This is a genomic window from Streptomyces sp. DT190, assembly GCF_049846985.1.
Classification (GTDB): domain Bacteria; phylum Actinomycetota; class Actinomycetes; order Streptomycetales; family Streptomycetaceae; genus Streptomyces.
The window spans coordinates 510,943-534,978 of the sequence record NZ_JBNCNM010000002.1 but is presented as its reverse complement, the minus strand read 5'-3'; the positions used below and the strand labels follow the sequence as shown (position 1 = coordinate 534,978).

Annotated in this window: 21 protein-coding genes; 5 read left to right on the top strand and 16 right to left on the bottom strand. The window is 73.1% G+C overall.

Going from position 1 to position 24,036, the window contains the following annotated elements:
• Positions 1-18: 18 nt before the first annotated feature.
• The 8 genes from ACPXCS_RS05900 to ACPXCS_RS05865 all read right to left on the bottom strand — a co-directional run bounded on the left by ACPXCS_RS05900 (position 19) and on the right by ACPXCS_RS05865 (position 8,813).
• On the bottom strand, positions 19-1,422 hold the full coding sequence (locus ACPXCS_RS05900) for a DUF4407 domain-containing protein (RefSeq protein WP_425943843.1): 1,404 nt from the start codon (positions 1,420-1,422) through the stop codon (positions 19-21).
• Entirely contained in the window at positions 1,415-2,488 is a 1,074-nt protein-coding gene (locus ACPXCS_RS05895) for a hypothetical protein (protein ID WP_425943845.1), read from the bottom strand. Before ACPXCS_RS05895 ends, ACPXCS_RS05900 begins: the two co-directional genes overlap by 8 nt.
• Entirely contained in the window at positions 2,485-4,782 is a 2,298-nt protein-coding gene (locus ACPXCS_RS05890) for a hypothetical protein (RefSeq protein WP_425943847.1), read from the bottom strand. Before ACPXCS_RS05890 ends, ACPXCS_RS05895 begins: the two co-directional genes overlap by 4 nt.
• Positions 4,775-5,524 carry a hypothetical protein gene (locus ACPXCS_RS05885; RefSeq protein WP_425943849.1) on the bottom strand — a complete coding sequence of 250 codons (750 nt, stop codon included), beginning with the start codon at positions 5,522-5,524 and terminating at the stop codon, positions 4,775-4,777. Before ACPXCS_RS05885 ends, ACPXCS_RS05890 begins: the two co-directional genes overlap by 8 nt.
• Before the next feature lie 134 nt (positions 5,525-5,658).
• Positions 5,659-6,327, bottom strand: a complete 669-nt coding sequence (locus ACPXCS_RS05880) for a Crp/Fnr family transcriptional regulator (RefSeq protein WP_425943851.1) — start codon at positions 6,325-6,327, stop codon at positions 5,659-5,661.
• A 266-nt stretch (positions 6,328-6,593) separates the two neighbouring features.
• Positions 6,594-7,004, bottom strand: a complete 411-nt coding sequence (locus ACPXCS_RS05875; RefSeq protein ID WP_425943853.1) for a hypothetical protein — start codon at positions 7,002-7,004, stop codon at positions 6,594-6,596.
• 64 nt (positions 7,005-7,068) lie between these two features.
• Entirely contained in the window at positions 7,069-7,773 is a 705-nt protein-coding gene (locus ACPXCS_RS05870; RefSeq protein ID WP_425943855.1) for a TIGR03943 family putative permease subunit, read from the bottom strand.
• The gene (locus tag ACPXCS_RS05865) at positions 7,770-8,813 is read right to left on the bottom strand and encodes a permease (protein ID WP_425943857.1); all 1,044 of its coding nucleotides are present in this window, start codon (positions 8,811-8,813) and stop codon (positions 7,770-7,772) included. Before ACPXCS_RS05865 ends, ACPXCS_RS05870 begins: the two co-directional genes overlap by 4 nt.
• Before the next feature lie 180 nt (positions 8,814-8,993).
• Here ACPXCS_RS05865 and ACPXCS_RS05860 point away from each other — a divergent pair, with 180 nt between their 5' ends.
• Positions 8,994-10,892, top strand: a complete 1,899-nt coding sequence (locus ACPXCS_RS05860; protein ID WP_425944521.1) for a potassium channel family protein — start codon at positions 8,994-8,996, stop codon at positions 10,890-10,892.
• A 166-nt stretch (positions 10,893-11,058) separates the two neighbouring features.
• Here the strand turns inward: ACPXCS_RS05860 and ACPXCS_RS05855 are convergent, their stop codons facing one another.
• Complete coding sequence (locus ACPXCS_RS05855) at positions 11,059-12,927, bottom strand: S9 family peptidase (protein WP_425943858.1); 1,869 nt, start codon at positions 12,925-12,927, stop codon at positions 11,059-11,061.
• A gap of 135 nt (positions 12,928-13,062) precedes the next feature.
• On the opposite strand from ACPXCS_RS05855, the gene ACPXCS_RS05850 reads away from it, so the two are divergent.
• The gene (locus tag ACPXCS_RS05850; RefSeq protein WP_425943860.1) at positions 13,063-13,860 is read left to right on the top strand and encodes an SURF1 family protein; all 798 of its coding nucleotides are present in this window, start codon (positions 13,063-13,065) and stop codon (positions 13,858-13,860) included.
• Positions 13,861-14,226: 366 nt separating this feature from the next.
• Here the strand turns inward: ACPXCS_RS05850 and ACPXCS_RS05845 are convergent, their stop codons facing one another.
• The 4 genes from ACPXCS_RS05845 to ACPXCS_RS05830 all read right to left on the bottom strand — a co-directional run bounded on the left by ACPXCS_RS05845 (position 14,227) and on the right by ACPXCS_RS05830 (position 18,858).
• The gene (locus ACPXCS_RS05845; RefSeq protein WP_425943862.1) at positions 14,227-15,270 is read right to left on the bottom strand and encodes a hypothetical protein; all 1,044 of its coding nucleotides are present in this window, start codon (positions 15,268-15,270) and stop codon (positions 14,227-14,229) included.
• 116 nt (positions 15,271-15,386) lie between these two features.
• The gene (locus ACPXCS_RS05840; protein WP_306970667.1) at positions 15,387-15,962 is read right to left on the bottom strand and encodes a SigE family RNA polymerase sigma factor; all 576 of its coding nucleotides are present in this window, start codon (positions 15,960-15,962) and stop codon (positions 15,387-15,389) included.
• 530 nt (positions 15,963-16,492) lie between these two features.
• On the bottom strand, positions 16,493-17,581 hold the full coding sequence (locus tag ACPXCS_RS05835) for an aspartate-semialdehyde dehydrogenase (protein WP_425943865.1): 1,089 nt from the start codon (positions 17,579-17,581) through the stop codon (positions 16,493-16,495).
• Positions 17,581-18,858, bottom strand: a complete 1,278-nt coding sequence (locus ACPXCS_RS05830) for an aspartate kinase (RefSeq protein WP_309095133.1) — start codon at positions 18,856-18,858, stop codon at positions 17,581-17,583. Before ACPXCS_RS05830 ends, ACPXCS_RS05835 begins: the two co-directional genes overlap by 1 nt.
• A gap of 231 nt (positions 18,859-19,089) precedes the next feature.
• On the opposite strand from ACPXCS_RS05830, the gene ACPXCS_RS05825 reads away from it, so the two are divergent.
• The gene (locus tag ACPXCS_RS05825; protein ID WP_425943867.1) at positions 19,090-19,788 is read left to right on the top strand and encodes a response regulator transcription factor; all 699 of its coding nucleotides are present in this window, start codon (positions 19,090-19,092) and stop codon (positions 19,786-19,788) included.
• Positions 19,785-21,143 (top strand): sensor histidine kinase, encoded by a 1,359-nt coding sequence (locus tag ACPXCS_RS05820; protein WP_425943869.1) that lies wholly within the window; start codon positions 19,785-19,787, stop codon positions 21,141-21,143. The genes ACPXCS_RS05825 and ACPXCS_RS05820 overlap by 4 nt, the downstream gene beginning before the upstream one ends.
• Before the next feature lie 6 nt (positions 21,144-21,149).
• On the opposite strand, the gene ACPXCS_RS05815 is transcribed toward ACPXCS_RS05820, so the two are convergent.
• The gene (locus tag ACPXCS_RS05815) at positions 21,150-21,674 is read right to left on the bottom strand and encodes an SgcJ/EcaC family oxidoreductase (protein ID WP_425943871.1); all 525 of its coding nucleotides are present in this window, start codon (positions 21,672-21,674) and stop codon (positions 21,150-21,152) included.
• 224 nt (positions 21,675-21,898) lie between these two features.
• On the opposite strand from ACPXCS_RS05815, the gene ACPXCS_RS05810 reads away from it, so the two are divergent.
• The gene (locus ACPXCS_RS05810; protein WP_425943873.1) at positions 21,899-22,735 is read left to right on the top strand and encodes a PhzF family phenazine biosynthesis isomerase; all 837 of its coding nucleotides are present in this window, start codon (positions 21,899-21,901) and stop codon (positions 22,733-22,735) included.
• A 4-nt stretch (positions 22,736-22,739) separates the two neighbouring features.
• Here the strand turns inward: ACPXCS_RS05810 and ACPXCS_RS05805 are convergent, their stop codons facing one another.
• On the bottom strand, positions 22,740-23,396 hold the full coding sequence (locus ACPXCS_RS05805; RefSeq protein ID WP_425943875.1) for a DUF5063 domain-containing protein: 657 nt from the start codon (positions 23,394-23,396) through the stop codon (positions 22,740-22,742).
• Positions 23,389-23,988, bottom strand: coding sequence for a recombination mediator RecR (recR, locus tag ACPXCS_RS05800; protein WP_381034800.1), 600 nt, complete (start codon positions 23,986-23,988; stop codon positions 23,389-23,391). The genes ACPXCS_RS05805 and recR overlap by 8 nt, the downstream gene beginning before the upstream one ends.
• Positions 23,989-24,036 lie beyond the last annotated feature (48 nt).

Below are 24,036 nucleotides of genomic sequence, written 5' to 3'. Positions count from 1 at the left end.
CCGTCACCCCCGGCGCTCTCAGACCGCCGACGACTTCCTGATCTCGTCCTCCAGCGCGTTCACCGCCTGCCGGACACGGATGTTCATCGCCGCCGTGTGCTCCCTGGAGGCCGCTTCCGACTCGGCGCGATGGCGGCGGACGTCCTGTTCGATGGCGTCCTGCGCGATCTCCAGGTCCGCCAGGGCCCGGCGTTCGGCGATCCGGACCTGCTCGCCGTGGATCCTGACCGCACTGTTGCTCTCGGTACTGAGCATCCGCTCGTACGCGGTCTCCCCGCTGAGGTACTTCACCAGGACGGGAAGCATGTCGAGGAGCACGAACAGCAGGCGGACCAGCCAGACGCCCGCGAACAGCACCGCGTTGCCGCCGGCGAGTTCGTCGAGTGCCCGGATGCGTTCCAGGACGCCGATCTCCTTCTGCTTGGCGCGTTCGACGTCCAGCCGCTGCTCGATGCCGACGTCCCGGGCCTTGAGGAACGCGCCGCGCGAGGAGGTGAGTTCGGCCTCGATCCGCGCGATGCGGTGATGCATGCCGGCGAGCCGCTTCTCGTTCTCGCTCGTGCGGTGCGTGGTCCGGTAGTCCTGCGCCTTGTCGCGCAGGCGCCGGCATTCCGAGGTCCTCTGGTAGAGGCCGGTCGCGGCGATGCGCACCAGGCGGCGGCACTCGTCCCGGACCTCGGAGTCGATGGCCTCCAGCCGGGTGGTGTCCCGGTCCACCCGCTTCTGCAGGGCGGCGGCGTCCGAGCGCAGGGCGCCCAGCTCCTCGCCCCGCTCGCCGGGCGTCGCCCCGAAGGAGAGGACGTACGTCCCGCCGCACCCCTCGGGTGTGACGGGCCGGGTCGTGGAAGGCACGGGGTTGCAGCGGACCAGGTTGGTGCGCAACCGGTCGACGGCTCCGGTGCGTTCGTCCGCGACGCGTTCCTCGATCGCCGTCTGGAAGATGCGCAGCACCAGCGGCTCGGCGATCACCACGCCCAGCAGCAGCGCGATCAGCAGGCGCATGACCAGCGGGCCGGCCCGTCGTCTGGCGTTCGGCTGCGGAGTGACCAGCCAGCGGTCGAGGTTGAGGACGAACAGCATCCAGATGACCGTCGGCACCAGGGCCACGACGGAGACCCTGCCGAGCGCCTGGGTCGCGAAGTTCCACATGGAGAACGCCGCGATCACGGAGGTGCCGAGCACCACGCCGCCGAGCGCCGTGTACTTGCTGCGCTCGTACCGGACCCTGGCCAGGAGTTCCTCGTCGACACCGGTCAGGGCGCGCAACCGCCGGGCGGCGTCGACGTCGAAGGGGCGGGCGGCAGTGCGGGCGGAGGCCCGGCCGCGTCCGGTGCGGGCCACGGCCTCGTCCCGAGGGGCGCCGGCGGGAGGCCCGTCCTGCGGGGCGGCGGGCTGTACGGGGTTCGTCAGGGTGTCAGTCAACGAGATCGTCCTCGTCCGTGACGAACCCGCCCGCCGTCTCGCGCGATCCGTCCCGGCCCGCCGCGGTGCGGCCGGGGTGGGCCGATCCGGGTCCGACCATGCGGGACGGGTCGGTGGCGGCCCCGATGCCGGGTGCGGCCTGGCCGCCCGTCTCGCGCAGGACCTGCTCCAGGACCTGGTGGTAGTCGACGTAGTCGCTGCCGCCCATCTGCCGCAGCAGCGTCAGCAGCATGTCGCGGCGCATCTGCGCCTCGGCCGTCTCCCGCGCCTGCGCGTGGGCGCGTTCCGTGGTCTCCGCCCGGTCACGGCGGGCCGACTCCTCGTCGGTGGCCCGGTGGATACGGGCCGCCACCTGCGTGACGTCGATCTCCTTGCGGGCGATACCGAAGGCGTCCACGTGGTCGGAGCCCTGCGAGAGCAGTTCGGCTATGCGCATCGCGTCCTGGGTCTCGAAGGCGCGCTGTCCCTGCTGCAGTTCCCAGGAGCGCCGCTCGTCGCGCAGCTTCTGCTCCCAGTCGCGCAGGTCGTCCGAGGCGTGCACCTCGGCGCTGACGAACTCGACGCTCATGCCCGCGACGCGGGGCGGCACGATCGCGCTGTAGGCCGTCATGCGGTGACCGGCCTCGGTGCGCACGGCGTTGATCTCCTCCACGCGGTGCCCCGCGCTCACCCTCGGCAGGTCGCTGTCGCCCAGCAGGTAGGCCCGCAGCGGGACGGTGACGTCGATGACGCCCTGCCGGGCCACGACGGTCGGGTCGGTCACCTGGCAGGTGAAGGACGCCCGCAGGGTGAAGTTGTCCGCCTCGCTCATGGAGGGCAGCGGCCGCTCCACGTCGACCAGGCGCGCCCGGGTGTCGACCAGGCTGACCGAGGACGCGTCCAGCACGTCGGGGTGGGACGGGTCGAACACCATGCCCTCGGGGAAGGTGCGGTAGTTCCCGCCGATCCTGAAGACGTACGCCGCGCCCGGCGGCAGCGGGGGCACGTCCTCACGGCGGCGGCGCCGAGACCACCAGGTCCCCTGGACCGTGGGCAGGATGTGCTCGGCTATGACCGGGTAGTTCACTTGCTTCGGCCTCCTCGGGCGGAAGGGAAGGGTGTGGGGGGCATGAGGGGCGCGGTGGCCCGCCTGGGATCCGCCGGCGTCCGTCCGCGCAGGGTTCCGAGAAGCACCTGGGCGAGCCGGCGGGCGCCGGGGATCGCGTAGTCGGGGTGCCTCAGGGCGATGGACAGGTGGTGGCACAGGGCGGCCCACTGACGTTCGGTCATGGCGTCCCGCATGGCCTCGCCGAGTTCGCGCACGGCGCCGATGACGGACGGGTCGTCCCGCAGCTGCACCAGCGTCCGGCACAGGGCGCCGACCGCCCGGCTCCGGTTGGTGCTGTGCAGGACGTCCGCCCAGAGCGACCCGAGGTGACGGGCGCTGCCGGGGACGGTGCGCAGCAGGGCGGCGGTGACCGGCTCGGCGGCCTCCAGCCGGGTCGCCTCCAGGAGCTGGACGGCGGTGCGCAGCGCGATCGAGCGCTCCCTCGATGCCGGTGCCGTCCTGGTGATCACCGTTCGGGTCCACCGCAGGAGGAACAGGGCGCGTTCGGGGCTCTGCTCGGCCGTCTGCAGCAGCAGCACCAGGGAGCGGCGGGCCGAGAAGGCGATCCGCTCGCCGCGCAGCGTCAGCAGCCACAGGCGGTTGAGGGACTCCAGGCGGTACAGCGAGCCCAGACGGCCTGTCAGTGCCATGGCGGCCGTCACGGCCCGTCCGGCGCCGCTGTTCTCGGTCCAGCCCAGGACGATGGTGAGGGCCTGCGGGGCGAGGTGTTCGACCTCGCACATGAACTGCAGCGTCAGCGCGGCGGTCACCCGCTGGCTCGTGACGCCGTCGGACCACACCGTCAGCAGGTTCTCGTCGACCTCGACCAGCGCGTAGCGGGCCAGGAGGGCGACTCCCCTGGCCACTTCCGTGCGGGTGTCGAGGTCGCCGCGCAGGGCGAGATCGCCGAGCCACCGGCGCAGCGGGTACCAGAGCTCGTAGCCGTACAGGTCGTGCAGTTCGGCGATGACGAGTTCGCGCACGCGCGGCGAGACGAAGACCAGGCGGCGCTCGCTGCGCCCCGCGTCCCGGCCGGGTCCGGGCCGGTGCTCGGTCGTCACGAGACCCGCCGCCCGCTGCTTCCAGCGGGCCCGGGACTGCTCGGCGACCGCGGTCCGCGTAGGCGCCCGGGCCGCGCCCTCCGGGTCACCGACGGGCGTCTCGCCGCTCTGCTCCCAGGCGCGCACGTGGGCGGCGAGCGCGGCGCACTCCTTCTCGAACGTCCGCTCCGGGATGCCTTCGAGGAAGGCCAGGGCGGCGAGCGGGAGCAGGTCGTCCGCCGACGGCTGCGTGCGGAAGTGCTCCTGGACCTGTTCCCGGTGCCGGTCGCGCAGGGTCTCCAGCGCCTTCCCGGCGCCCTCCTGGGACAACGCCTGCGCGGCCGCGACGACGTCCGCCGGCCGCGGCTGCTCGCCGACCCGCCCCAGCAGTTCCTGTTCGGTCCCGGGGTCGAGGCCGGCGGCCGGCAGGTGCTCACGGCAGTGCGTGAACAGCGTCACCGGGTCAGGGGCCTGCCACGGTACGCAGTGGTCGCGCAGCGCCAGCCGTCTTCGGGTCGTGTCGCCCGCCGTGATCACCAGGTACGAGCCCTTGCGGCGCAGTTCCTCACCGAGCCGCCCGACCTCGTACGCCTGCACGGCCTGGTCCGGCAACTCACCGGCGTAGTCGAGGATGACGTAGCCCTGGCCGGGCTTGAGGTCCTGTGACGCCGCCAGCTGGGCCAGGGCGTTGGCCGGTGACATGCTGCGCAGCCTGGCCTCCCGGCCCAGGACGGTCCTGAGCAGGGCGAGGGATGCCGCGCGGCGGCCGCAGCCGTCCCGGCCGGTCAGTACGACGAGTCCGTCCGCCCGCAGCCGGCCCAGCGCCTCGTCGAAGCAGGGCTGCGTGGGCAGGAAGAAGCGCAGGGTCCGGTCCGCCTCCCGGGGCTCGATGGTGCCCGGGGAGAGCCCGGGGGGCGAGGCGGTACCGACGCCGAACGCCGCTCCCGAGGCGTCGACGGTGCCGTAGAAGTTGTTGCTGACGAGTTGGTGGACGCGGCGCAGGTCGTCGTACCCGCGGTCGTCCTCCTCCCGTTCGTCCGGCTGCCGGCGTGGTGCGGGGGCCGGGTGCGGGCCCGCTTCCTCGTCACCGGCCCGGGGTGCGTCGTCCTCGCTCTCGTCCGGCACGGGCGGCTCGGCGTCCGCGCCGGGCGGGGAGACGGGCGGTGCACCGGGCCCGTCCCGGGTGTCCGTCGTCTCGGCCGCCGGCATCTGCGCCACCGGCAGCTCAGCCACCGGCGCTCCCGAAGCCGAAGACGGCTCCGCGGGCGTCCACCGGGCCGGCGATGTTGGTGACGCTGATGGAGTCTCCGCGGTACTCGTTGCTGATTCCCGCCGTGCCCGCGGCGGCCGGCTCCGGCCGGGCCGCCGCGGGCTCCCCCGGCGCCGGGGCCGCGTGCTTCCCCCATTGCGCGGTCCCGGGCTCTCGTGCGGCCGCCGCGGGCACGGGCACCCACAGCCAGGCCGTGGCCTCGTACTCCTTCACCCGCACGGTCTCGCGGGTGAACTCCTCGGTGGACAGGGTGGTGTGTCCGCCCGCCACCGTGGACCGGAAGACGTCGTCGGACAGCAGCAGCGCCAGGTCGGCACGGGGGTGCGCGGCCAGGGCGTCGTAGAGCGGCTGTGCGCTCAGCAGCCGTGCGGTGGCCACGACGGCGGTGCCGGCGAAGCCGTTGTCGGCCAGTTCCACCAGGCCCTGGTGGACGACGGCCCGCAGCCGCATCCGCGCCTCCGGTACGCGCTGCGCGTTGTACGCGCGCAACTCGGCGACGAGATGGCGGAAGTAGTCGTCGACCAGCCGCGGCTCGGTGCCGTCCAAGGGACGCACCGCGAGCTGCTCGTCGCCCTTGCGCTGGATTTGCCACTGCGCGCGGTCCAGGCCGGCGCCCCTGGCGGCGGCGTCGAGAATCCGCGGCAGATCGTGCTGCGTCTGGGACTGTCTACGGTCGTTCTTTCCCCCGTAGGCCTCCGCGTCCACGGCTATACAAGCGCACGGACGGAAACCGGACCACTCAACCACCCGATCATTCCTCTCTGGACGTGCCATGAGCGGACACCGCTCACGAAGTGCTGCACGAGACGTTAGGAGAGGGGGCGAGAGGCAACCCCGTACTAATACGGGTTGTCGGCCACGACTTTGGCGAATTCCAGCAGTTTCGGAACGTCACAGATGGTTATGTTTCTGTAACTGCGTTCCACCAGTCCCCTGGATGCCAGGGCGGCCAGGCTCTTTTCGGCCGTATTGAGGGCGAGTCCGGCCAGGGAGGCCAGTTCCTTCTGGGTGAGCGTCACGCCGAGGTCGCACCGCTTGCCGTCGCCGTCCGGCGCGGGCTGGGCGTAGGCCTGGCACAACTCGGCGAGGACCCGGGCCAGCCGGGTCATCGAGTCGTAGGCCTGGAAGTCGACGCGGCGCCGGTTGGCCCAGCGCAGCCGGGCGCACAGCATGTGCAGGATGGCCCGCATGGCGTCGGGGTGGCGCGCGAGGAAGGTCTCCAGCGTCCGCACCTGGATGATGTGCGCGGTCACGTCGCTGCACGCGAACACCGTGCCGGACCGGGGCCGTTCCTCGAAGGCGGCCATCTCCCCGACCAGGTCACCCGCTATGCGGACGGCGAGCAGCATGTCGTAGCCGCTCTCCGAGCTGGCGACGACCTTCACGACACCGCTCGTGATCAGCAGGATGTGCCGGCTCCCGTCGCCCTGCTGGAGCAGCGCCCGGTGGGGCGGATAGGCGATCGGCGTGCCCTGGCCCAGGAGTTCCTCGCGTGTGGCGTTCCGCAACCGGCCGAGAAAGGTGGACGGCGGCCACGCGTGATTCACCAGCACCTCCGACGGTCTCGCTCCGCGGCGCCTCGCGCCGTTCAAGCTCGACCATGCTGCCGTCGCGGCGTGCTCGGGCACACAGACGGGAAGAGATGTGTCCTGATTTCTCGCCTGCGAGCCGGAATTGACCGAACGAGCGTTCCCCGGAGTGCGATGACTCTGAATACCGGCGAGTAATTGAAGGCGGGCGCCGGGCCTTTCCCGGGTCCTGTTCCGGTGCCGCGTTAAGTGAGTGATCCCGTCAGTGTTCCGGCCAGGGTCAAGATCACGAATAGCGTGCCCCAGACCGTCGCCTGGCGGATACGGCGGTGTTTGGCGGTGGTCGTGCGGACCAGGAGCGGGCGCGGGATGCCGGAGGCGGCCGGTGGCTGGAGGCGGGTGGCCAGGCGCAGCAGGACCAGGGCCGGGGCGCAGGCCGCGCAGCCGGTCCACAGCAGGAGCTGGGGGACCGGCGCGTACTGGTTCGGGGTGAGGACGCCCGCGGTGATCGCGGTGAGGAGCCCGGCCAGGGTCGCGCCCAGGGTGGCCAGGGTCAGGCCCGCGCGGCGGTCGGCCCGCGCCAGTTCCTCGCGGACCCTCTCGGGAGGGAACGGCCGGCCGAGTTCCGCCGTGTGCTCGCCATGGAGTGTGCTCATGCGTACTCCTCGCTGATCAGCGGTGTTCTTCGGGTACCCCGAAGTCGCCGGGCCACGCCGCGGTTCAGGTGTTCCACGTCTCGTCGTACGGGTCGTGCGGCGGGGGCACCGGGCGGGAGGAGACGACCTCGACGTACGGGATGGGGCCCTTGTTGACCGGGTCGACGGTACGGCGGGGGGTGTAGCGGCCGGTGATCTCCAGCCAGGTGTCGGGGCGCAGGACCGGCGGGACGTCGCCGGTGAGGGCGATCTTGACCGGTTGGGCGTCCGCGGCGCAGCAGTTGAGGCCCATGCGGACCAGGTAGGGCGTGCCCGTACGGTCCAGGGTGACGAAACCGGTGATCCTCAGGTCCCGGCCCTTCAGGGAGCGGCCCCGGTCGTAGACGGCGCGGCCCGCGTAGTCGGCGACGGCCAGGCGGAGGGGGCCGTCGCCGGCGGGCAGGGCCGGGAAGCCGAAGGGCTTCGTCAGGGCCGTGCCCGTGTGGGACGCGCTGTAGGAGCCGAGGGCCGGCGGGGCGACCAGGATCAGGGCGAGCACCGGGAGGGTGAGCAGCCAGGAGACGCGGGATTCGTGGTGGTGGTCCCGGCCCGGTGCCCTGCGGTCGTAGTGGACGGTCGCGACCGCTGTGGCGATCAGGACCGCGCCCGCCAGCAGCACCAGGGGGCGCAGGCCCTCCTTGACGTAGCGCAGGTACAGGTCGGTGGTGCCGGCGTGCAGGAGGGTCGCGCCGAGCAGGAACAGCAGGGCCGACTGGGCGAGGCGGTTCACAGCAGGACCGTTCCGGTGAGGGCCGACACGGCCACGGCCAGGGCGAAGGTGGCGGGGGCGAAGCGCAGGGCGAAGGCACGGCCGAAGGTGCCCGCCTGCATCGCGAACAGCTTGAGGTCGATCATCGGGCCGACGACCAGGAACGTCAGACGGGCCGTCAGGGAGAACTGGGTGAGGGACGCCGCCACGAAGGCGTCCGCCTCCGAGCAGATCGACAGCAGCACGGCCAGGACGGCCAGCGACAGGACCGCCAGGACGGGGTGCCCGGCGGCGAGGGCCAGCCAGTCCGCCGGGACCACGGCCTTCAGGGTCGCCGCGGCCATCGCGCCGATCACCAGGAAACCGCCCGCGTGCGTCACGTCGTGGCGTACCGAGCCCCAGAAGGCCGCCCCCTTGCCCTGCCCCTCGTACGGCGTCCGCGCCGGCAGGCGCAGCCAGTCCGCGCGGCCGACGCGGTGCCAGAGCCAGCCCATCGCACAGGCCACCAGCAGGCTCGCGACGAGACGGGCCAGGACCATCTCGGGGTTGCCGGGGAACGCCACGGCCGTCGCCGTCAGGACGATCGGGTTGATCGCGGGTGCCGACAGGAGGAACGCCAGTGCCGCCGCCGGGGTGACGCCCCTGCGGACCAGCGCCCCGGCCACCGGGACCGAGGCGCACTCGCAGCCCGGCAGCACCGCGCCCGCCGCGCCCGCGACCGGCACCGCGAGGGCCGGGCGGCTCGGCAGGACCCGGGCGAAGAACGACGGCGGCACGAACACCGCGATCGCCGCCGACAGCAGCACGCCGAGCACCAGGAACGGCAGCGCCTGGACCAGCACCGCGACGAACACCGTCATCCAGCTCTGCATCACGGGCGCGGACAGGGCGCCGCGGATCGGGTCCTGGAACATCACCGCCGTGAGCAGCAGGAGGGTCAGGACGAGGGGGGAGTTGAGGTGGTGACCCGCCTCCTTCTCGTCCCCGGCCGGGTGCGTCTTCCCGGGATCGGCCGGGTGCGTCTTCCCGGGCTCGGCCGGGGCGGTCTTCGTGGTGGCCACGGGCCCGGTACCTCCGGTGGTGCGCGAGGGCATGTCCCTCCCCTCCCCTGCTTTACGGGCGGGGCGGCCCCGGCGTTCACGCGGCGCCGTCCCCGGTGGAACCGGCGGTCCCGGTGCGGCAGTCTTCTCCCCGTGGGGAGCGTTCCGAACCAGGGTCAGCCAGGTGTTCCGGCCACGCACATGATCGTGTGCGGTGACGACGGACTCGCGCACCGACTGGCCGCCGAACTGCGCGGTGTCTACGGTGAACAGGTCACGCTCGTGGTGCCGCCCTCGGGGCGCCGGGTGCGGCAGCCGGTGGTCGGGCGGGCCCGTGCCGCGTCGGCCGCGCTGCTCGACCGGTTCGTGAACGCCGCGGCCAGCCGGACGGGCTCGGGCGGTGCCGAACCGGCCGCCCCCGAACAGGTCGTGGAGGCCGCCGAGATCACCGAGGCCGTGCTCGGCGAGGCGGGCGCCGACCGGGCCGCGGCGCTGGCGCTCGTGTACGACGACGACGAGACCAACATCCGCGCCGCCCTCACCGCCCGCCGGCTCAACCCGCGCCTGCGACTCGTCCTGCGGCTGTACAACCGGCGGTTGGGGCAGCACATCGAGGAACTGCTCGACCAGACGGCCGCGGTGGCCTCCGGGACGGGGCCGGGGTCCGCGGGGCTCGACGCGTCGACGACCGTGCTGTCCGACGCCGACACGGCCGCGCCCGCGCTGGCCGCCACCGCTCTGGCCGGCACCAGCAAGGTCGTGCAGACGGAGGGGCTGGTGCTGCGGGCGGTGGAGCGGCAGCCGCCGCGGCCGGGCGAGGTGGCCGACCCGGGGCTGTGCACGCTGGCGTTGCTGTCGGCGACGAGCAACGACCCGGCCGGGGCGGACGGTTCCGAGAGCAGCGGCGAGCAGGGGCCGCGGCTGCTGCCGGACGAGGCGGCGGTCGCGGCGGCGACCGGGCGCGGGACCGTGGTGCTGGAGCAGGTGTCGTACTCGGGGCCGTCCCTGCCCTCGGGACGGGGCGGTGTGCCGCCGTTCGCCTCGCTGTTCTCACGCCGGCTGCGGTGGTCGCTGGCCGGTCTGGTGGGGTGCGTGCTCGCGCTCGCCGTCGCCCTGACGGTCGTGACCGGGGAGCATCCGCTGTACGCGACGTACGTGACGCTGCTCGACCTGTTCGGCATCAACGATCCCGCGTTCCACGACTCGACCGGGCGGCAGATCCTGCAACTGCTGTCCGGGCTGGTGGGGTTGCTGCTGCTGCCGGTGCTGCTGGCCGCGGTGCTTGAGGCGCTGGGGACGTTCCGCAGCGCCTCCGCGCTGCGCAAGCCGCCGCGGGGACTGGGCGGGCACGTGGTGCTGCTGGGCCTGGGGAAGATCGGGACGCGGGTGCTGACGCGGCTGCGGGAGCTGCACATCCCCGTGGTGTGCGTGGAGTCCGACCCGGAGGCACGAGGGCTCGCCACGGCGCGGCGGCTGCGGGTGCCGGTGGTGCTCGGGGACGTCACGCAGGAGGGGGTGCTGGAGGCGGCGAAGATCCACCGGGCGCACGCCCTGCTGGCGCTCACCAGCGTGGACACGACGAACCTGGAGGCGTCGCTGTACGCCCGGTCCCTGCGGCCCGACCTGCGGGTCGTGCTGCGGCTGTACGACGACGACTTCGCGACCGCCGTGTACCGCACGCTCCGGGCCGCGCATCCCTTCGCGCTCACCCGGAGCCGGAGCGTGTCCCACCTGGCCGCGCCCGCGTTCGCCGGGGCCATGATGGGGCGGCAGATCCTCGGGGCGATACCGGTGGAGCGGCGGGTGCTGCTGTTCGCGGAGATCGAGGTGGGCGGGCATCCGCAGCTGGAGGGGCGGACGGTCGGCGAGGCGTTCCGCGCCGGGGCGTGGCGGGTGCTGGCGCTCAACACGGCACCCTCCGGAGGACGGCGCGGTGACGGCGCGAGCCCCGACGCGGACGGCGGGCCGGCCTCCGGACTGGTGTGGGACCTGCCTCCCACGTACGTCCTCGGGCCGGGCGACCGGGTGGTGCTGGCGGCGACCCGGCGGGGACTGGCCGAGCTGCTGGGACGCAGACGGCGGGACCGGGCGGGGGCGTGACGCCGGGCGGTGTCCCGGCACGGCCCGGCGTCCCGAGGTGCCCCCGACCGGTGCCCGGGCCGGATCGGATGGGCGACCCGGCGCGGCGGGGCACCGGACTACTGGGCGCTCGCCCTCACTGGACGCTCGCCATCACTGAGCGCTCGCCATCACTGAGCGCTCATCATCACTGGGCGCTCGCCACCCCCTTGAGATGCCGCTCCGCGAACTCCAGTTCCAGCCGGACCTGCTTGATCCGCTCGTCCACCACCAGCGAGCCGTGCCCGGCGTCGTACCGGTACACCTCGTGGACCGCGCCTCGCGCCTCCAGGCGCTTGATGTAGTTCTCGATCTGGCGGATCGGGCAGCGCGGGTCGTTGACGCCGGCCGAGATGTAGACCGGGGCCTTGACCTGGTCCACGTACGTGAGCGGGGACGAGGCCTCGAAGCGGTCGGGCACCTCCTCCGGCGTGCCGCCGAGCAGCGTGCGGTCCATCGCCTTCAGCGCCTCCATCTCGTCGTGGTACGCCGTGACGTAGTCCGCGACGGGCACCGCCGCGATGCCCACGGCCCACGCGTCGGGCTGGACGCCGAGGCCGAGCAGGGTGAGGTAGCCGCCCCAGGAGCCGCCGGTGAGGACGAGCCGCTCGGGGTCGGCCAGGCCCGAGGAGACGGCCCACGCGCGGACCGCGGCGATGTCCTCCAGCTCGATGAGGCCCACGCGGTGCTTCAGGGCGTCCGTCCAGGCGCGGCCGTAGCCCGTGGAGCCGCGGTAGTTGACACGGATCACCGCATAGCCGTGGTCGACCCAGGCGGCCGGACCCGCGGCGAAGGAGTCGCTGTCGTGCCAGGTCGGGCCGCCGTGGATGTCGAAGACCGTGGGGAGCGGGCCGGTGGCGCCCCGCGGCTTCTGGACGAGGGCGTGGATGCGGCCGCCCGGCCCCTCCACCCACACGTCCTCCACGGGCACCGAGCCGGGCGACTTCATGCCGGGCGGGTCGAGGACGACACCGCCCGCCGTGGAGCGCACCGCCGACGGCTCGGCCGCCGAGGACCACAGGTACTCCACGCTGCCGTCGGGCCGGGCCGTGGCGCCGGAGACCGTGCCGGGCGGGGTCGGGATCTCCGTCAGGGCGCGGCTCGCCAGGTCGTAGCGGAACAGCTCGCTGCGGGCCTCGAAGCTGTGTGCGACGAGCAGGCCCGTGCCGTCCGGGTACCACTCGGCGCTGACGTCGCCGGGCAGCTCCAGCGCCAGGTCCGCCTCCTCGCCGGTGGCCACGTCCCAGACGAGGGGCTCCCAGCGGCCGCGGCGCTGGTGGCCGATGAGCAGGCGCGTGTCGCCGTCGACGGGCGCGAAGCCGAGGACCTCCAGGCCCAGCTCGCGCGTGCCGCCCTCGGTGTCGTCGAGGTCGGCCACCGCCGTGCCGTCCGGGCGCAGGACGCGCAGGGCCGAGTGCATGGCGTCGCCGTGCTCGGTGTGCTCGATGGCGATGAGCGAACCGTCGTGGGACAGGTCGCCGACGCCGGCCGACTCGCGGTGGCGGTAGATCTCCACCGGGGCCTCGCCGGTGCGGACGAGGTGGATCGTCGTGCCGTCCTCGTCCGTGGAGCGGCCCACGACCGCCGTACGGCCGTCCCGGCCGAGGGCGAGGCCCGCCGGGTAGGAGGCCTCCAGGCCCTCGGCGGCCGGTTCGTCCGGGCCGCCCTCGAAGGGCTGGCGGCGCCACACACCGAACTCGTCGCCGTCCTTGTCGTCGAACCACCAGATCCACGCGCCGTCCGGCGACAGCACACCGTCCGTCGTGCCGTTGGGCCGGTCCGTCACCTGGCGCTGCTCGCCCGTCGCCCGGTCCCACGCGTACAGCTCGTACGTCCCCGTCGCGTTCGACACGAACAGGGAGCGGTCCGGCGCGTCCTCCGCCCAGTCGGGCAGGGACACCCGGGGTGCCCGGAAGCGCTTCTCCCAGTCCGGCATCCGCTCCTGCTGTCCCGCCGCCACCACGTGCTCGTGCTGGTCCCGCTCATCCCGTGCGCCGGGCCCGTTGCTCTCAGTCATGGCCCCATACTGCCCGCCTCAGCCGTCCTTTCGCTGGCCAGGCCCCCAGCCTGTGGACAACCTCCACCGCATACCCCCCGGGACGACGCCCACCCCGCGGGCCGGGAGCGGGCGGCGGCCCCGTACCGTGGGGGTGTGTACCGGTTTCTGCTGACGCCCCGATGGTGGGGGATCAACCTCTTCGTAGTGCTGTCGATCCCGTTCTGCATCTTCATGGGGTCCTGGCAGCTGGGCCGGTTCGAGGACCGCGTGCAGGACCATCGCACCGCGACCGAACAGGTCTCCGAGGCCGGGCGCGAGGCGCCGCGGCCGCTCGGGGAGATGCTGCCGGTGACCAAGGCGACGTCCGGCAAGCCGGTCACCGCGACCGGCCGCTACGGCAGGCAGCTGCTGGTGCCGGGGCGTGAGCTCGACGGCCGGCAGGGCTTCTACGTGCTCACGCTGCTGCGCACCGACTCGGGTGAGGCGCTGCCGGTGGTGCGCGGGTGGCTGCCCGGGACGGCCGACCCGGCGAAGGCGCCCGCGGCGCCGCGCGGTGAGGTCACGGTGACCGGGGCGCTGCAGGCGTCGGAGACTCCCGGGGACAACGGGGTCCGTGCGCAGGGCGGGTTGCCGGCCGGGCAGACCGGGGCGATCAGCGCGGCGTCGCTGGTGAACCTGGTGCCCTACGACGTGTACGACGCGTGGGTCACGCTGACGCGGGGCGACTCGGGGATGAAGGCCGTGCCGGCCGCGGCCCCGCCGGACACCGGGCTGGACTTGAAGGCGTTCCAGAACCTCGGTTACACCGCCGAGTGGTTCGCCTTCGTCGGGTTCGTGATCTTCATGTGGTTCCGGCTGCTGCGGCGCGAGGTGGAGTTCGCCCGGGACGCGGCGCTGGGGCTGGTACCGGACGAGGAGCCGGCCCCGGCGGAGGCCGCCGCCGCCAAGTGAGCGGGTTCCCCGCCTGCCATACCGAGTAGCGGGCGTCCGGGCTGGGGCGCCCCGTGAGCGAGCGCCCGGATTGAGACGCCCGGTGAGCGGGAGTCCGGGCTGAGGGCCCGAGTGAGCGAGCGCCCGGACTGAGACGCCCGGTGAACAGGCGCCCCGACTGAGGCCCTGAGTGAGCGGGCGTCCGCCCGAGACGCCCGGTGAGCAGGCGCCCGCGCTGATGCCGGGCAGGCCCGCCGCCCGGCGTTGCGCGGAGGTCCCTACCGTGCGCCGTGCCGGCCGAGGGCTCGGGCACCCGCAGCGGCGGCCGCCGGGGGGACATCTCGGCCGACCTGGACGCCCTCGACCTCGACGGCACCGAGGGCCCGGCTACGCCCCCGTCAGCATTCCCGTCCAGTACACCGTCCCCGCGCACGCGTTCGGGACGACGACCGACGTGCCGCCGGAGCCCGTGCCGGGCGTGTAGACGACCGCGACGCTGCCGTCGACCGTGCCGTCCTCCCGGACCAGTTGCGGGGCCGTGCCCGTGTCGCCGCCGGTGGACGTGCCGGCCGTGGTCGCCGGGTCCTCCGAGGGGGTCGGGTCGGGGGTGGGGTCGGGGCCGCCGACGCTGCCGCCGTCCGACGGGCAGGTCTCCGAGGGCACCCAGGCGAACCTCACGTCGTAGCCCAGGCCCGGCTGGAGCACCACCTCGGCGGCCTCCAGGGACGGGTCGGGCAGCAGGCCGGCCGCCGCGTCCCCGGACATGTGCCGGGCCGCGCCGACCTTGCTGATGTCGGCCGCGCCCTGCGGCGCCGCGCTCACCGAGCCGGGGCCGCTGACCGTGCAGGCCACGCCGGAGACGTTCGTGACGCGGAAGGAGCCGGAGACGGCGCCGGTGGAGTCGGGGGCGCTGCTGCTGCCCGCCGCCGGGCCGAGCTGGGCCGCGGTGCAGGCGGAGATGCCGGCGGTGGTGGTGGAGGAGGGTCCGGTGCCCTGGGACGTGCCGCTGCCGGTGCCGGAGCCGCCGCCCTTGTCCTTCTCCTTCTCCTTCTTGTCGTCCTTCTCCTTGCCCTCGGACCTGTCCGAGGAGCCGCCCGTGCTGCTGCCGCCGCCGTCGGGGCCCTTGCCCTGGCTCGCGCCGCCCTGGGTCTCGGAGGCGTGGCCGATGGCGGACGGGTTGGCGTCGGAGCCGGTGGCGTTGGAGACGTGGACGAGAGCGGGGATGGCGGTGCCGATGAAGAGCGCGGCGGCGGCCATGCCCACGACGGCCTGCCGCTTGCGGGTGCGCCGCTGGGGCACCGCCTTGCGCAGGTACTCCAGCGTGCCGTCGCGCGGCTCCACCTCCTGCACCGCCTGGTGCAGCATCGTGCGCAGGTCCAGCTCGTCCGAGTCGAGCCCTTGGGGGCTCTGGTCGTCGGGGCCGTGGTTCACAGTTCCGTTCCCAGCGTGCGATTGCTTCGGATCTTGCCCGTGCAGCCTTGTCGGCTCGTGCCACTCGAAGGGCTCGTGCCGGTCGCGCCCGTCACGGCGCGCGCCGTCCGGTTCGCTCATGCCGGCGCCTCCATGGCGACCCTGAGCGCCGCGATCCCCCGCGAACCGTACGCCTTGACCGAGCCCAGGGATATGCCGAGCGTCTCGGCGACCTGCGCCTCGGTCATGTCGGCGAAGTAGCGCAGCACCAGCACCTCGCGCTGGCGGCGCTGCAGGCCCTTCATCGCCTTGATGAGGGAGTCGCGCTCCAGCTGGTCGTAGGCGCCTTCCTCGGCGCTGGCCATGTCGGGCATGGGCTTCGACAGCAGCTTCAGGCCGAGGATGCGGCGGCGCAGCGCCGACCGCGAGAGGTTCACGACCGTCTGGCGCAGGTACGCCAGGGTCTTCTCGGGGTCGCGCACCCGCTTGCGGGCGGAGTGGACACGGATGAAGGCCTCCTGGACGACGTCCTCGCAGGAGGCGGTGTCGTCGAGGAGGAGGGCGGCGAGACCCAGCAGGGAGCGGTAGTGCGCCCGGTAGGTCTCGGTGAGGTGGTCGACGGTCGTACCGGCCGCGACACCGTCCTCGGCGCCGTCACGCTGGTTCGGGATGCGGGCCGGCCGCGCTGCGGGCACGGGCGCGATCACCGGCATGCCACCGGGCGTACCGGGCATGCGGGGTCGGAGAGCCGCCGGACGGGGCGGTCGGAGGACCGTGCCGCGTGCCGCGCTGAAGTCGAGAACCTCTGCCACGCCTGTTGGACACGCTGACCCCCGTGAGGGTTGTACGTGCCGGGCATCACTTTCAGGTCGGCCGTCGTCGTCGACGGTCTACCCGCGTCAGGCAGCACAACCGATGGTGCATCACATGCCCTCATGCGTCCCGCTCTTCCCCTATGTCCAGATGTGAACGGACGTCCCCACGTCCGGTTCCAGGCGTCCCCACGCCTGAGAAGCGCTCTCGCGGCCGAAGAGGCGACCGCAAAGACGCTCCCCGCCCTCCGCGCGGTTGCGGAGGGCGGGGAGGTAAATCCTCTGCCGCCGACGGGCCCGGGACAAGTGGTCCGGACCATCGACCTGCTCACATGGCGTCCACAGATCCTACAAAGCACCTCTGACATCGGCCCGGGGTTTTGCCGTGGTGAAACGCCCGCCACGCCCCGGCCCCGCGGCCGGCCGGTCCGTCAGGGCAGCTCGGCCGCGACCAGCTCGGCGATCTGCGCGGTGTTGAGCGCGGAGCCCTTGCGCAGGTTGTCCCCGCACACGAAGAGTTCGAGCGCCGTCGGGTCGTCCAGGGCCCGGCGCACCCGACCGACCCAGGTCGGGTCGGTGCCGACGACGTCGGCGGGGGTCGGGAACTCGCCCGCGGCCGGGTTGTCGAACAGCACGACGCCGGGCGCCGTGGCCAGGATCTCGCGGGCCTTGTCGACGGTGACCTCGCCCTCGAAGCGGGCGTGCAGGGTCAGGGAGTGCGTGGTGATCACGGGGACGCGCACGCAGGTGACGGCGACGGGCAGCCCGGGCAGTCCGAGGATCTTGCGGGACTCGTCGCGCACCTTCAGTTCCTCGGAGGACCAGCCGTCCTCGCGCGCCTCGCCGGCCCACGGCACGACGTTCAGCACGACCGGCTCGGGGAAGGGCCCGGTGCGGTCGCCGACGGCCCGCCGTACGTCACCGGGGCCGGTGCCGAGTTCCGTGCCGGCGACCAGGGACAACTGCTGCCGCAGGGTGGCCACGCCGTCGCGCCCGGCACCGCTGACGGCCTGGTAGGTGGAGGCGACCAGCTCGCGCAGGCCGAACTCGGCGTGCAGCGCGCCCAGGGCCACGATCATGGAGAGCGTCGTGCAGCTGGGGTTGGCGATGATGCCGCGCGGGCGCATGCGCACGGTGTGCGGATTGACCTCGGGCACGACGAGGGGCACGTCCGGGTCCATCCGGAACGTGCCCGAGTTGTCGACCACCACCGCGCCCTTGGCGGCGGCCAGGGGCGCCCACCGCTCGGCGACCTCGTCGGGGACGTCGAACAGGGCGACGTCCACGCCGTCGAAGGCCTCCTCGGTGAGGGCCACGACCTCGGTCTCCTCGCCGCGCACGGCCAGCTTGCGGCCGGCCGAGCGCGGTGAGGCGACGAGTCGGATCTCGCCCCAGACGTCCGCCCGCTGGGAGAGGATCTGGAGCAGGACCGTGCCGACGGCTCCGGTCGCTCCCACCACGGCGAGCGTGGGCCGGCCCGACCGGCCGGTCCGGCCGCCGCCCCGTCGAAGGTCGGCCATCAGCGGCCGGTGCCTCCGTAGACGACGGCCTCGTCGCTGTCGGAGTCGAGCCCGAACGCGGAGTGCACGGCGCGGACGGCCTCGGGGACGTCGTCGGCGCGCGTGACGACCGAGATGCGGATCTCGGAGGTCGAGATCAGCTCGATGTTCACGCCCGCGTCGGACAGGGCAGTGAAGAAGTCGGCCGTGACGCCCGGGTTGGTCTTCATGCCGGCGCCGACGAGGGAGATCTTGCCGATCTGGTCGTCGTAGCGCAGGGAGTCGAAGCCGATGCCGGCCTTGTTCTTCTCCAGCGCGTCGATGGCCTTGCGGCCCTCGGTCTTCGGCAGCGTGAAGGAGATGTCCGTCAGGCCCGTGGAGGCGGCGGACACGTTCTGCACGACCATGTCGATGTTGATCTCGGCGTCGGCGATCGTGCGGAAGATCGAGGCCGCCTCGCCCGGCTTGTCCGGCACGCCGACGACCGTGACCTTGGCCTCGGAGGTGTCGTGCGCGACACCGGAGATGAGAGCCTGCTCCACCTGCTTGTCCCCTTGCTCGATCGGCTCGCTGCTGACCCACGTGCCCTGCAGTCCGCTGAAGCTGGACCGGACGTGGATCGGGATGTTGTACCGGCGGGCGTACTCCACACAGCGGTGGAGCAGCACCTTGGACCCGGACGCCGCCAGTTCGAGCATGTCCTCGAAGGAGATCCAGTCGATCTTCCGGGCCTTCTTCACCACGCGCGGGTCGGCGGTGAACACGCCGTCGACGTCGGTGTAGATCTCGCACACGTCGGCGTCGAGGGCGGCCGCCAGGGCCACCGCCGTGGTGTCGGAGCCGCCGCGGCCGAGGGTGGTGATGTCCTTGGTGTCCTGGCTGACGCCCTGGAAACCGGCGACGATCGCGATGTTGCCCTCGTCCACCGAGGTCTTGATGCGACCCGGCGTGACGTCGATGATCCGGGCTTTGTTGTGGACCGAGTCGGTGATGACACCTGCCTGGCTGCCGGTGAACGACTGGGCCTCGTGGCCCAGGTTCTTGATCGCCATGGCCAGCAGGGCCATGGAGATCCGCTCTCCGGCGGTCAGCAGCATGTCGAGCTCGCGCCCGGCAGGCATCGGGGAAACCTGCTCGGCGAGATCGATCAGCTCGTCCGTCGTGTCGCCCATCGCGGAAACCACGGCAACCACCTGGTTGCCGTTCTGCTTCGCTTCCACGATCCGCTTGGCGACGCGCTTGATGCCCTCGGCATCGGCTACGGAGGAGCCTCCGTACTTCTGCACGACAAGGCCCACGTGCGCTCCTCGCTCAATCCGTCTCTATCCGCTCATACGCATTCGTACCGCGGTCGGCTCAGTCTAACGAGCGTCCGAAAATCCCCTCCGTGATATCGCATGGTGAGATCCGGCGCCCGTCCAGAGGGGCTCATGCCCATCTGGGCACGGGCCACGCGAGAAAGTGCCAGGGGTCACAAGGGGGCGCGACCCGGGCCCGTTCGCCAAACTTTCAAGTACTAGGGTTCGCCTGTGCGCGTACTCCTGGTGGAAGACGATGAACCGGTCGCCGAGTCCCTGCGCCGCGGCCTGAGGCGCTACGGCTTCGAGGTCGCGTGGGTCACCACCGGCGGGGCGGCGCTGCGGCACGAGGACCCCTACGAGGTCGTCCTGCTGGATCTGGGCCTGCCCGACGCCGACGGCCTGGACGTCTGCCGGGCGCTGCGCGAGCGCGGCGACGTCCCGATCATCGTGATCAGCGCCCGCAGCGACGAGACGGACCGGGTGGTCGGCCTGGAGCTGGGCGCCGACGACTACGTCTCCAAGCCCTTCGGCGTCCGGGAGGTCATCGCCCGGATACGGGCGGTCATGCGCCGCGCGCGGCCCCGCACGCCGGCCGCGGACCCTCCCGGCGGCCCCGACCGCTACGGCACGCGCCTGACGATCGACCGCAAGGCGGCCCGGGTGCGCCTGGACGGCACGGAGGTGGCCCTCGCCCCCAAGGAGTACGACCTGCTGGCCTTCCTCACCGAGGAGCCCGGGGCGCTGATGTCGCGGGAACAGATCATGGAAGCGGTCTGGGACGCGAACTGGTTCGGGCCCACCAAGACGCTGGACGTGCACGTGGCGGCGCTGCGGCGCAAGCTCGCCGGGGCGATCGCGATCGAGGCGGTGCGCGGGGTCGGGTTCCGGCTGGAGATCGTCACGGACGAGGACGACGGCGCCTCGTGATCCGCCAGCTCGTCCGCAGCTACGTCCTGCTGGTCGCGGTCGCCATCGCGCTGTTCACCGTGCCGGTGGCGTTCACGCTCACCGACCAGCTGCGCGGCGACACCGAGTCGGCGGTGCTGCGCGAGGCGAACGCCATGGCCCTGCTGCTCGGCGACGGCCGCCCGGCGTCCTGCCAGGCCCTGGAGGAGATGGCCCGCGCCTACGACGACGAGATCCAGGTGACCCGCACCCCGGACTGCGCGGCGAACCTGCCGCGCCCGGCGGCTGACGAGGTCCTGGCCCGGGCCCTGGAGGACGGCAGGTCCACCACCGACTGGGGCTCGTCCTTCATCTGGGGCCCCGAGCTGGTGATCACCGTGCCCGCCCGTGCGGCCGGCACCGACCGGATCGACGGCGCCGTCCGGGTCGTGTACGCCACGGACGAGCTGACCGGCCGCCTGTGGCAGATCTGGGGCTTCAGGGCGGTCCTGGCGGTGCTGGTGCTCGGGGTGGCCGCCCTGCTCGGCGCCGGGGTGGCCCGGCGGCTGACCCGGCCGCTGCGCCAGCTCAACGACATGGCCAGCAGGTTCAGCGACGGCGACCTGACCGCCCGCTCGCCCGTGACGGGCCCGCCCGAGACCCAGACCCTGGCACGCACCCTCAACCAGGGCGCCGAACGCCTGGACACGCTGATCGCGGCCCAGCGGATCTTCGTCGCGGACGCCTCCCACCAGCTGCGCACCCCGCTCACGGCGCTGCGGCTGTCCCTGGACAACATCGCGGACGGGGTGGACGACGCGTTCGTACGGGAGGACGTGGAGCAGGCGACGGCCGAGGTGGTGCGGATGAACCGCCTGGTCAACGGCCTGCTGGTGCTGGCCAGGGCCGAGGCGAAGGTGTCGGCGGCGGAGCCGCTCGCGCTGATGGACGTCGTGCGGGAGCGGCTCGCCGTGTGGCGGCCGGCCGCCGACGAGCGCGGCGTCGCCATCACGCTCACGGGCGGCGCCGACGGCCGGACGGCCGTGCTGGCCAGCCCCGGTCATCCGGACCAGATGCTCGACAACGTGCTCTCCAACGCCCTGGAGGTGTCACCGGACGGCGCCACGATCACCGTGCGGGTGGAACCCCGGGGCGAGGCGGTGGAGGTGTCGGTGCTGGACGAGGGCCCCGGCATGACGGACGGCGAGAAGTCCCGCGCCTTCGACCGCTTCTGGCGCGGCCGGGGCCTGACCGGGCGGACCGGCTCCGGCCTCGGTCTCGCCGTCGTCAGGCAGCTGGCGACGGACGACGGCGGGACCGTGGCCCTGCGGGACGCGCCCGGGGGCGGCCTGTGCGTGACGATCGCGCTCCGGGCGGCCCACCGGGGCGGCGGCTGACGCGGCTCAGCCCTCCGGCATCCTCGAGGAGTGGTGGTTGACGATCAGCCACGTGCCGCCGGGCTGCTTCTCGTAGACGTAGGTGTAGCGGGCCTCGACGGTCCTCACGGCGCCCGTCCCGGGATCGGTGAGCGCGAACTCGTACACGCCCGTGTCGATGACGGTGTTCCGGTCGAGGATGTCCACGTACGAGTCGATCTTCGTGCCGACCGGCTTGTTCCGCAGGAAGTGCGCGAAGTAGTCGGTTATCCCGGCTCTGTCGGTGCGGACCTCGTCGGAGACGGTCGGCAGCAGGACCGCGTCCGCGGCGTACAGGCGGGCGACCTCGCGCGGGTCGCCGGTCCTCAGTGCGGCGTTCCAGGTGTCGAACAGGCCGAGCACCTGCGCCCTGGTGACCGGCCCGGTGTGCTTCCCGGCCTGGCTCCCGGTGCCGGCTCCGGCGACACCGGCACCGAGGGCGAAGGAGCCGGTGACGGCGACGGCGACCGCGACGGCGACCGCCGTGCGTCGGCGGACAGGGCGACGGTTCATGGCATCTCCAGGGGGTGCGAGGGGAGTTGACCTGCCTCCGCTTGCGCTGCGGTGGAAGTGACTCCAGCCTCGCGTCCCCCCGGCCAGGGGCCGTGCAGGGGACGTACAGGAGACGTCCAGGATGCCGCCAACTCACGCAGGGTGAGGCGCCGTTGCCGTCGGGACGGCCGCAGCGCCGGGAAAAGGCGGCGCGGGCTCCCGGACGGGGCGCTACCTTCGGCGCCATGGAGATACTGCGCTACGTGGCGTTCAGCACGGACCCGGAGGGCGGCAATCCCGCGGGGGTGGTGCTCGACGCGAGCGGCGCCGACGACGCGGCGATGCTGGCGGCGGCGGCCGAAGTGGGCTACTCGGAGACGGCGTTCGTCACCCCGGCCTGCGACGGCTCCCTGGCCGTGCGGTACTTCAGCCCGCTCGCGGAGGTGCCGTTCTGCGGCCACGCGACGGTCGCGACGGCCGTGGCCCACGCGGAGCGGCACGGCCCCGGGCGCCTGCTGCTGCGCACGGCCGCCGGCCTGGTGCCCGTCACGACCGAGAGGGCGGCGGACGGCACGCTGGTGGCGACCCTGGTGAGCGTCGCGCCGCGCACGGCGCCGATCGGCGAGGCCGACCTGGCGGAGCTGCTGGCGGTCCTCGGCTGGTGCACGGGCGACCTGGACCCGCGGCTGCCGCCGCGCGCGGCCTTCGGCGGGGCCTGGCACCCGGTCCTCGCCGCCGCGACCCGCGACCGGCTGGCCGACCTGGACTACGACATGCCCGCCCTGGCCGCCCTCATGGCCCGCGCCGGCTGGACCACGATCGACCTGGTCTGGCGGGAGTCACCCACCGTCTTCCACGCCCGCAACCCGTTCCCGCCCGGCGGGGTGACCGAGGACCCGGCGACGGGCGCGGCGGCGGCCGCGTTCGGCGGCTACCTCAGGGAGCTGGGGCTCGTCGCACCGCCGGCGACGGTGACGGTCCATCAGGGCGCCGACATGGGACGGCCGAGTGTGATCACGGTGTCCGTGCCGGAGGGCGCGGACACCGGGATCTCCGTCACCGGACCGGCCGTCCGGATCTGAACCGCTACTTCGCCGGGCCCAGCCCCAGCGGGCCCGCGATCTCCTCCGCCATGACCCGGCCCGCCTCGATCTCCAGCGTGTCGTCGCCCATGCCCTGGTCCGTGTCCAGCCCGTCGAGCTCGGCGAGGGGCTGGTCGAGGCGGACGTGGGCGAGGACCGACTGCAGGGCCCGGAGGGTGGCCGAGGCGGTGGAGCCCCAGTTGGAGAAGTACGAGAACTGCCACCACCACAGGGCCTCGGTGGTGCGGCCGGCGCGGTAGTGGGCCATGCCGTGGCGCAGGTCCGTGATGACGTCCGTGAGGTCGTCGGAGATCCGGGCCGGCACGGGGGCCTTGCGGGGCTCGTAGGGGTCGAAGACCTCGGAGTAGACGTCGATCGGGTCCAGCAGCCGGGCCAGGTTCTCGCGCAGCTCGTCGACGTCCGCGTCCGGGCCCGTGTCGGGCTCGTAGCGCTCGTCGGGCACGATGTCCTCGTGCGCGCCGAGCCGGCCGCCGGCCAGGAGGAGTTGGGAGACCTCCAGCAGGAGGAAGGGCACGGCCGATTCCGGCTCGTCCCCCTTGGCGACCTCGGTGACGGCGACCAGGAAGCTCTCGACCTGGTCCGCGATCTGGACCGCGAAGTCGTCCGGGTTCTGGTCGGTCGCGAGCGTGGCGTCAGACATCTAGGAGTCGTCTCCCCTCGAAGGCGCGACCGAGCGTGACCTCGTCCGCGTATTCCAGGTCCCCACCCACCGGGAGGCCGCTGGCCAGGCGGGTGACCTTCAGGCCCATGGGTTTGATCATGCGGGCGAGGTACGTCGCCGTCGCCTCGCCCTCGAGGTTGGGGTCCGTGGCGAGGATGAGCTCGGTGACGGTGCCGTCGGCGAGACGGGCCAGGAGCTCCCTGATGCGCAGGTCGTCGGGGCCCACCCCGTCGATCGGGCTGATCGCGCCGCCCAGGACGTGGTACCGGCCCCGGAACTCCCGCGTGCGCTCGATCGCCACGACGTCCTTCGGCTCCTCGACCACGCAGATGACGGCCGGGTCGCGGCGGCTGTCGCGGCAGATGTTGCACAGCTCCTCCTGCGCGACGTTGCCGCAGGTCGCGCAGAAGCGGACCTTCGCCTTGACCTCCATCAGGGCCTGCGCGAGACGCCGTACGTCCGTCGGCTCGGCCTGGAGGATGTGGAAGGCGATCCGCTGGGCGCTCTTGGGACCGACGCCGGGCAGCCGCCCCAGCTCGTCGATCAGGTCCTGGACCACGCCTTCGTACAACGGACTGCCCTTCCTGGATCTTCGAGGCCGGTACGCGACCTCCCGTGA

Coding starts and splice junctions, on each gene's coding strand:
- ACPXCS_RS05875 (WP_425943853.1), bottom strand. CDS start 7,004: ATGAGCACACTCCATGGCGAGCACACGGCGGAACTCGGCCGGCCGTTC.
- ACPXCS_RS05840 (WP_306970667.1), bottom strand. CDS start 15,962: ATGCCGGTGATCGCGCCCGTGCCCGCAGCGCGGCCGGCCCGCATCCCG.
- ACPXCS_RS05805 (WP_425943875.1), bottom strand. CDS start 23,396: ATGTCTGACGCCACGCTCGCGACCGACCAGAACCCGGACGACTTCGCG.
- ACPXCS_RS05860 (WP_425944521.1), top strand. CDS start 8,994: ATGATCGTGTGCGGTGACGACGGACTCGCGCACCGACTGGCCGCCGAA.
- ACPXCS_RS05835 (WP_425943865.1), bottom strand. CDS start 17,581: ATGGCCGACCTTCGACGGGGCGGCGGCCGGACCGGCCGGTCGGGCCGG.
- ACPXCS_RS05855 (WP_425943858.1), bottom strand. CDS start 12,927: ATGACTGAGAGCAACGGGCCCGGCGCACGGGATGAGCGGGACCAGCAC.
- ACPXCS_RS05810 (WP_425943873.1), top strand. CDS start 21,899: ATGGAGATACTGCGCTACGTGGCGTTCAGCACGGACCCGGAGGGCGGC.
- ACPXCS_RS05815 (WP_425943871.1), bottom strand. CDS start 21,674: ATGAACCGTCGCCCTGTCCGCCGACGCACGGCGGTCGCCGTCGCGGTC.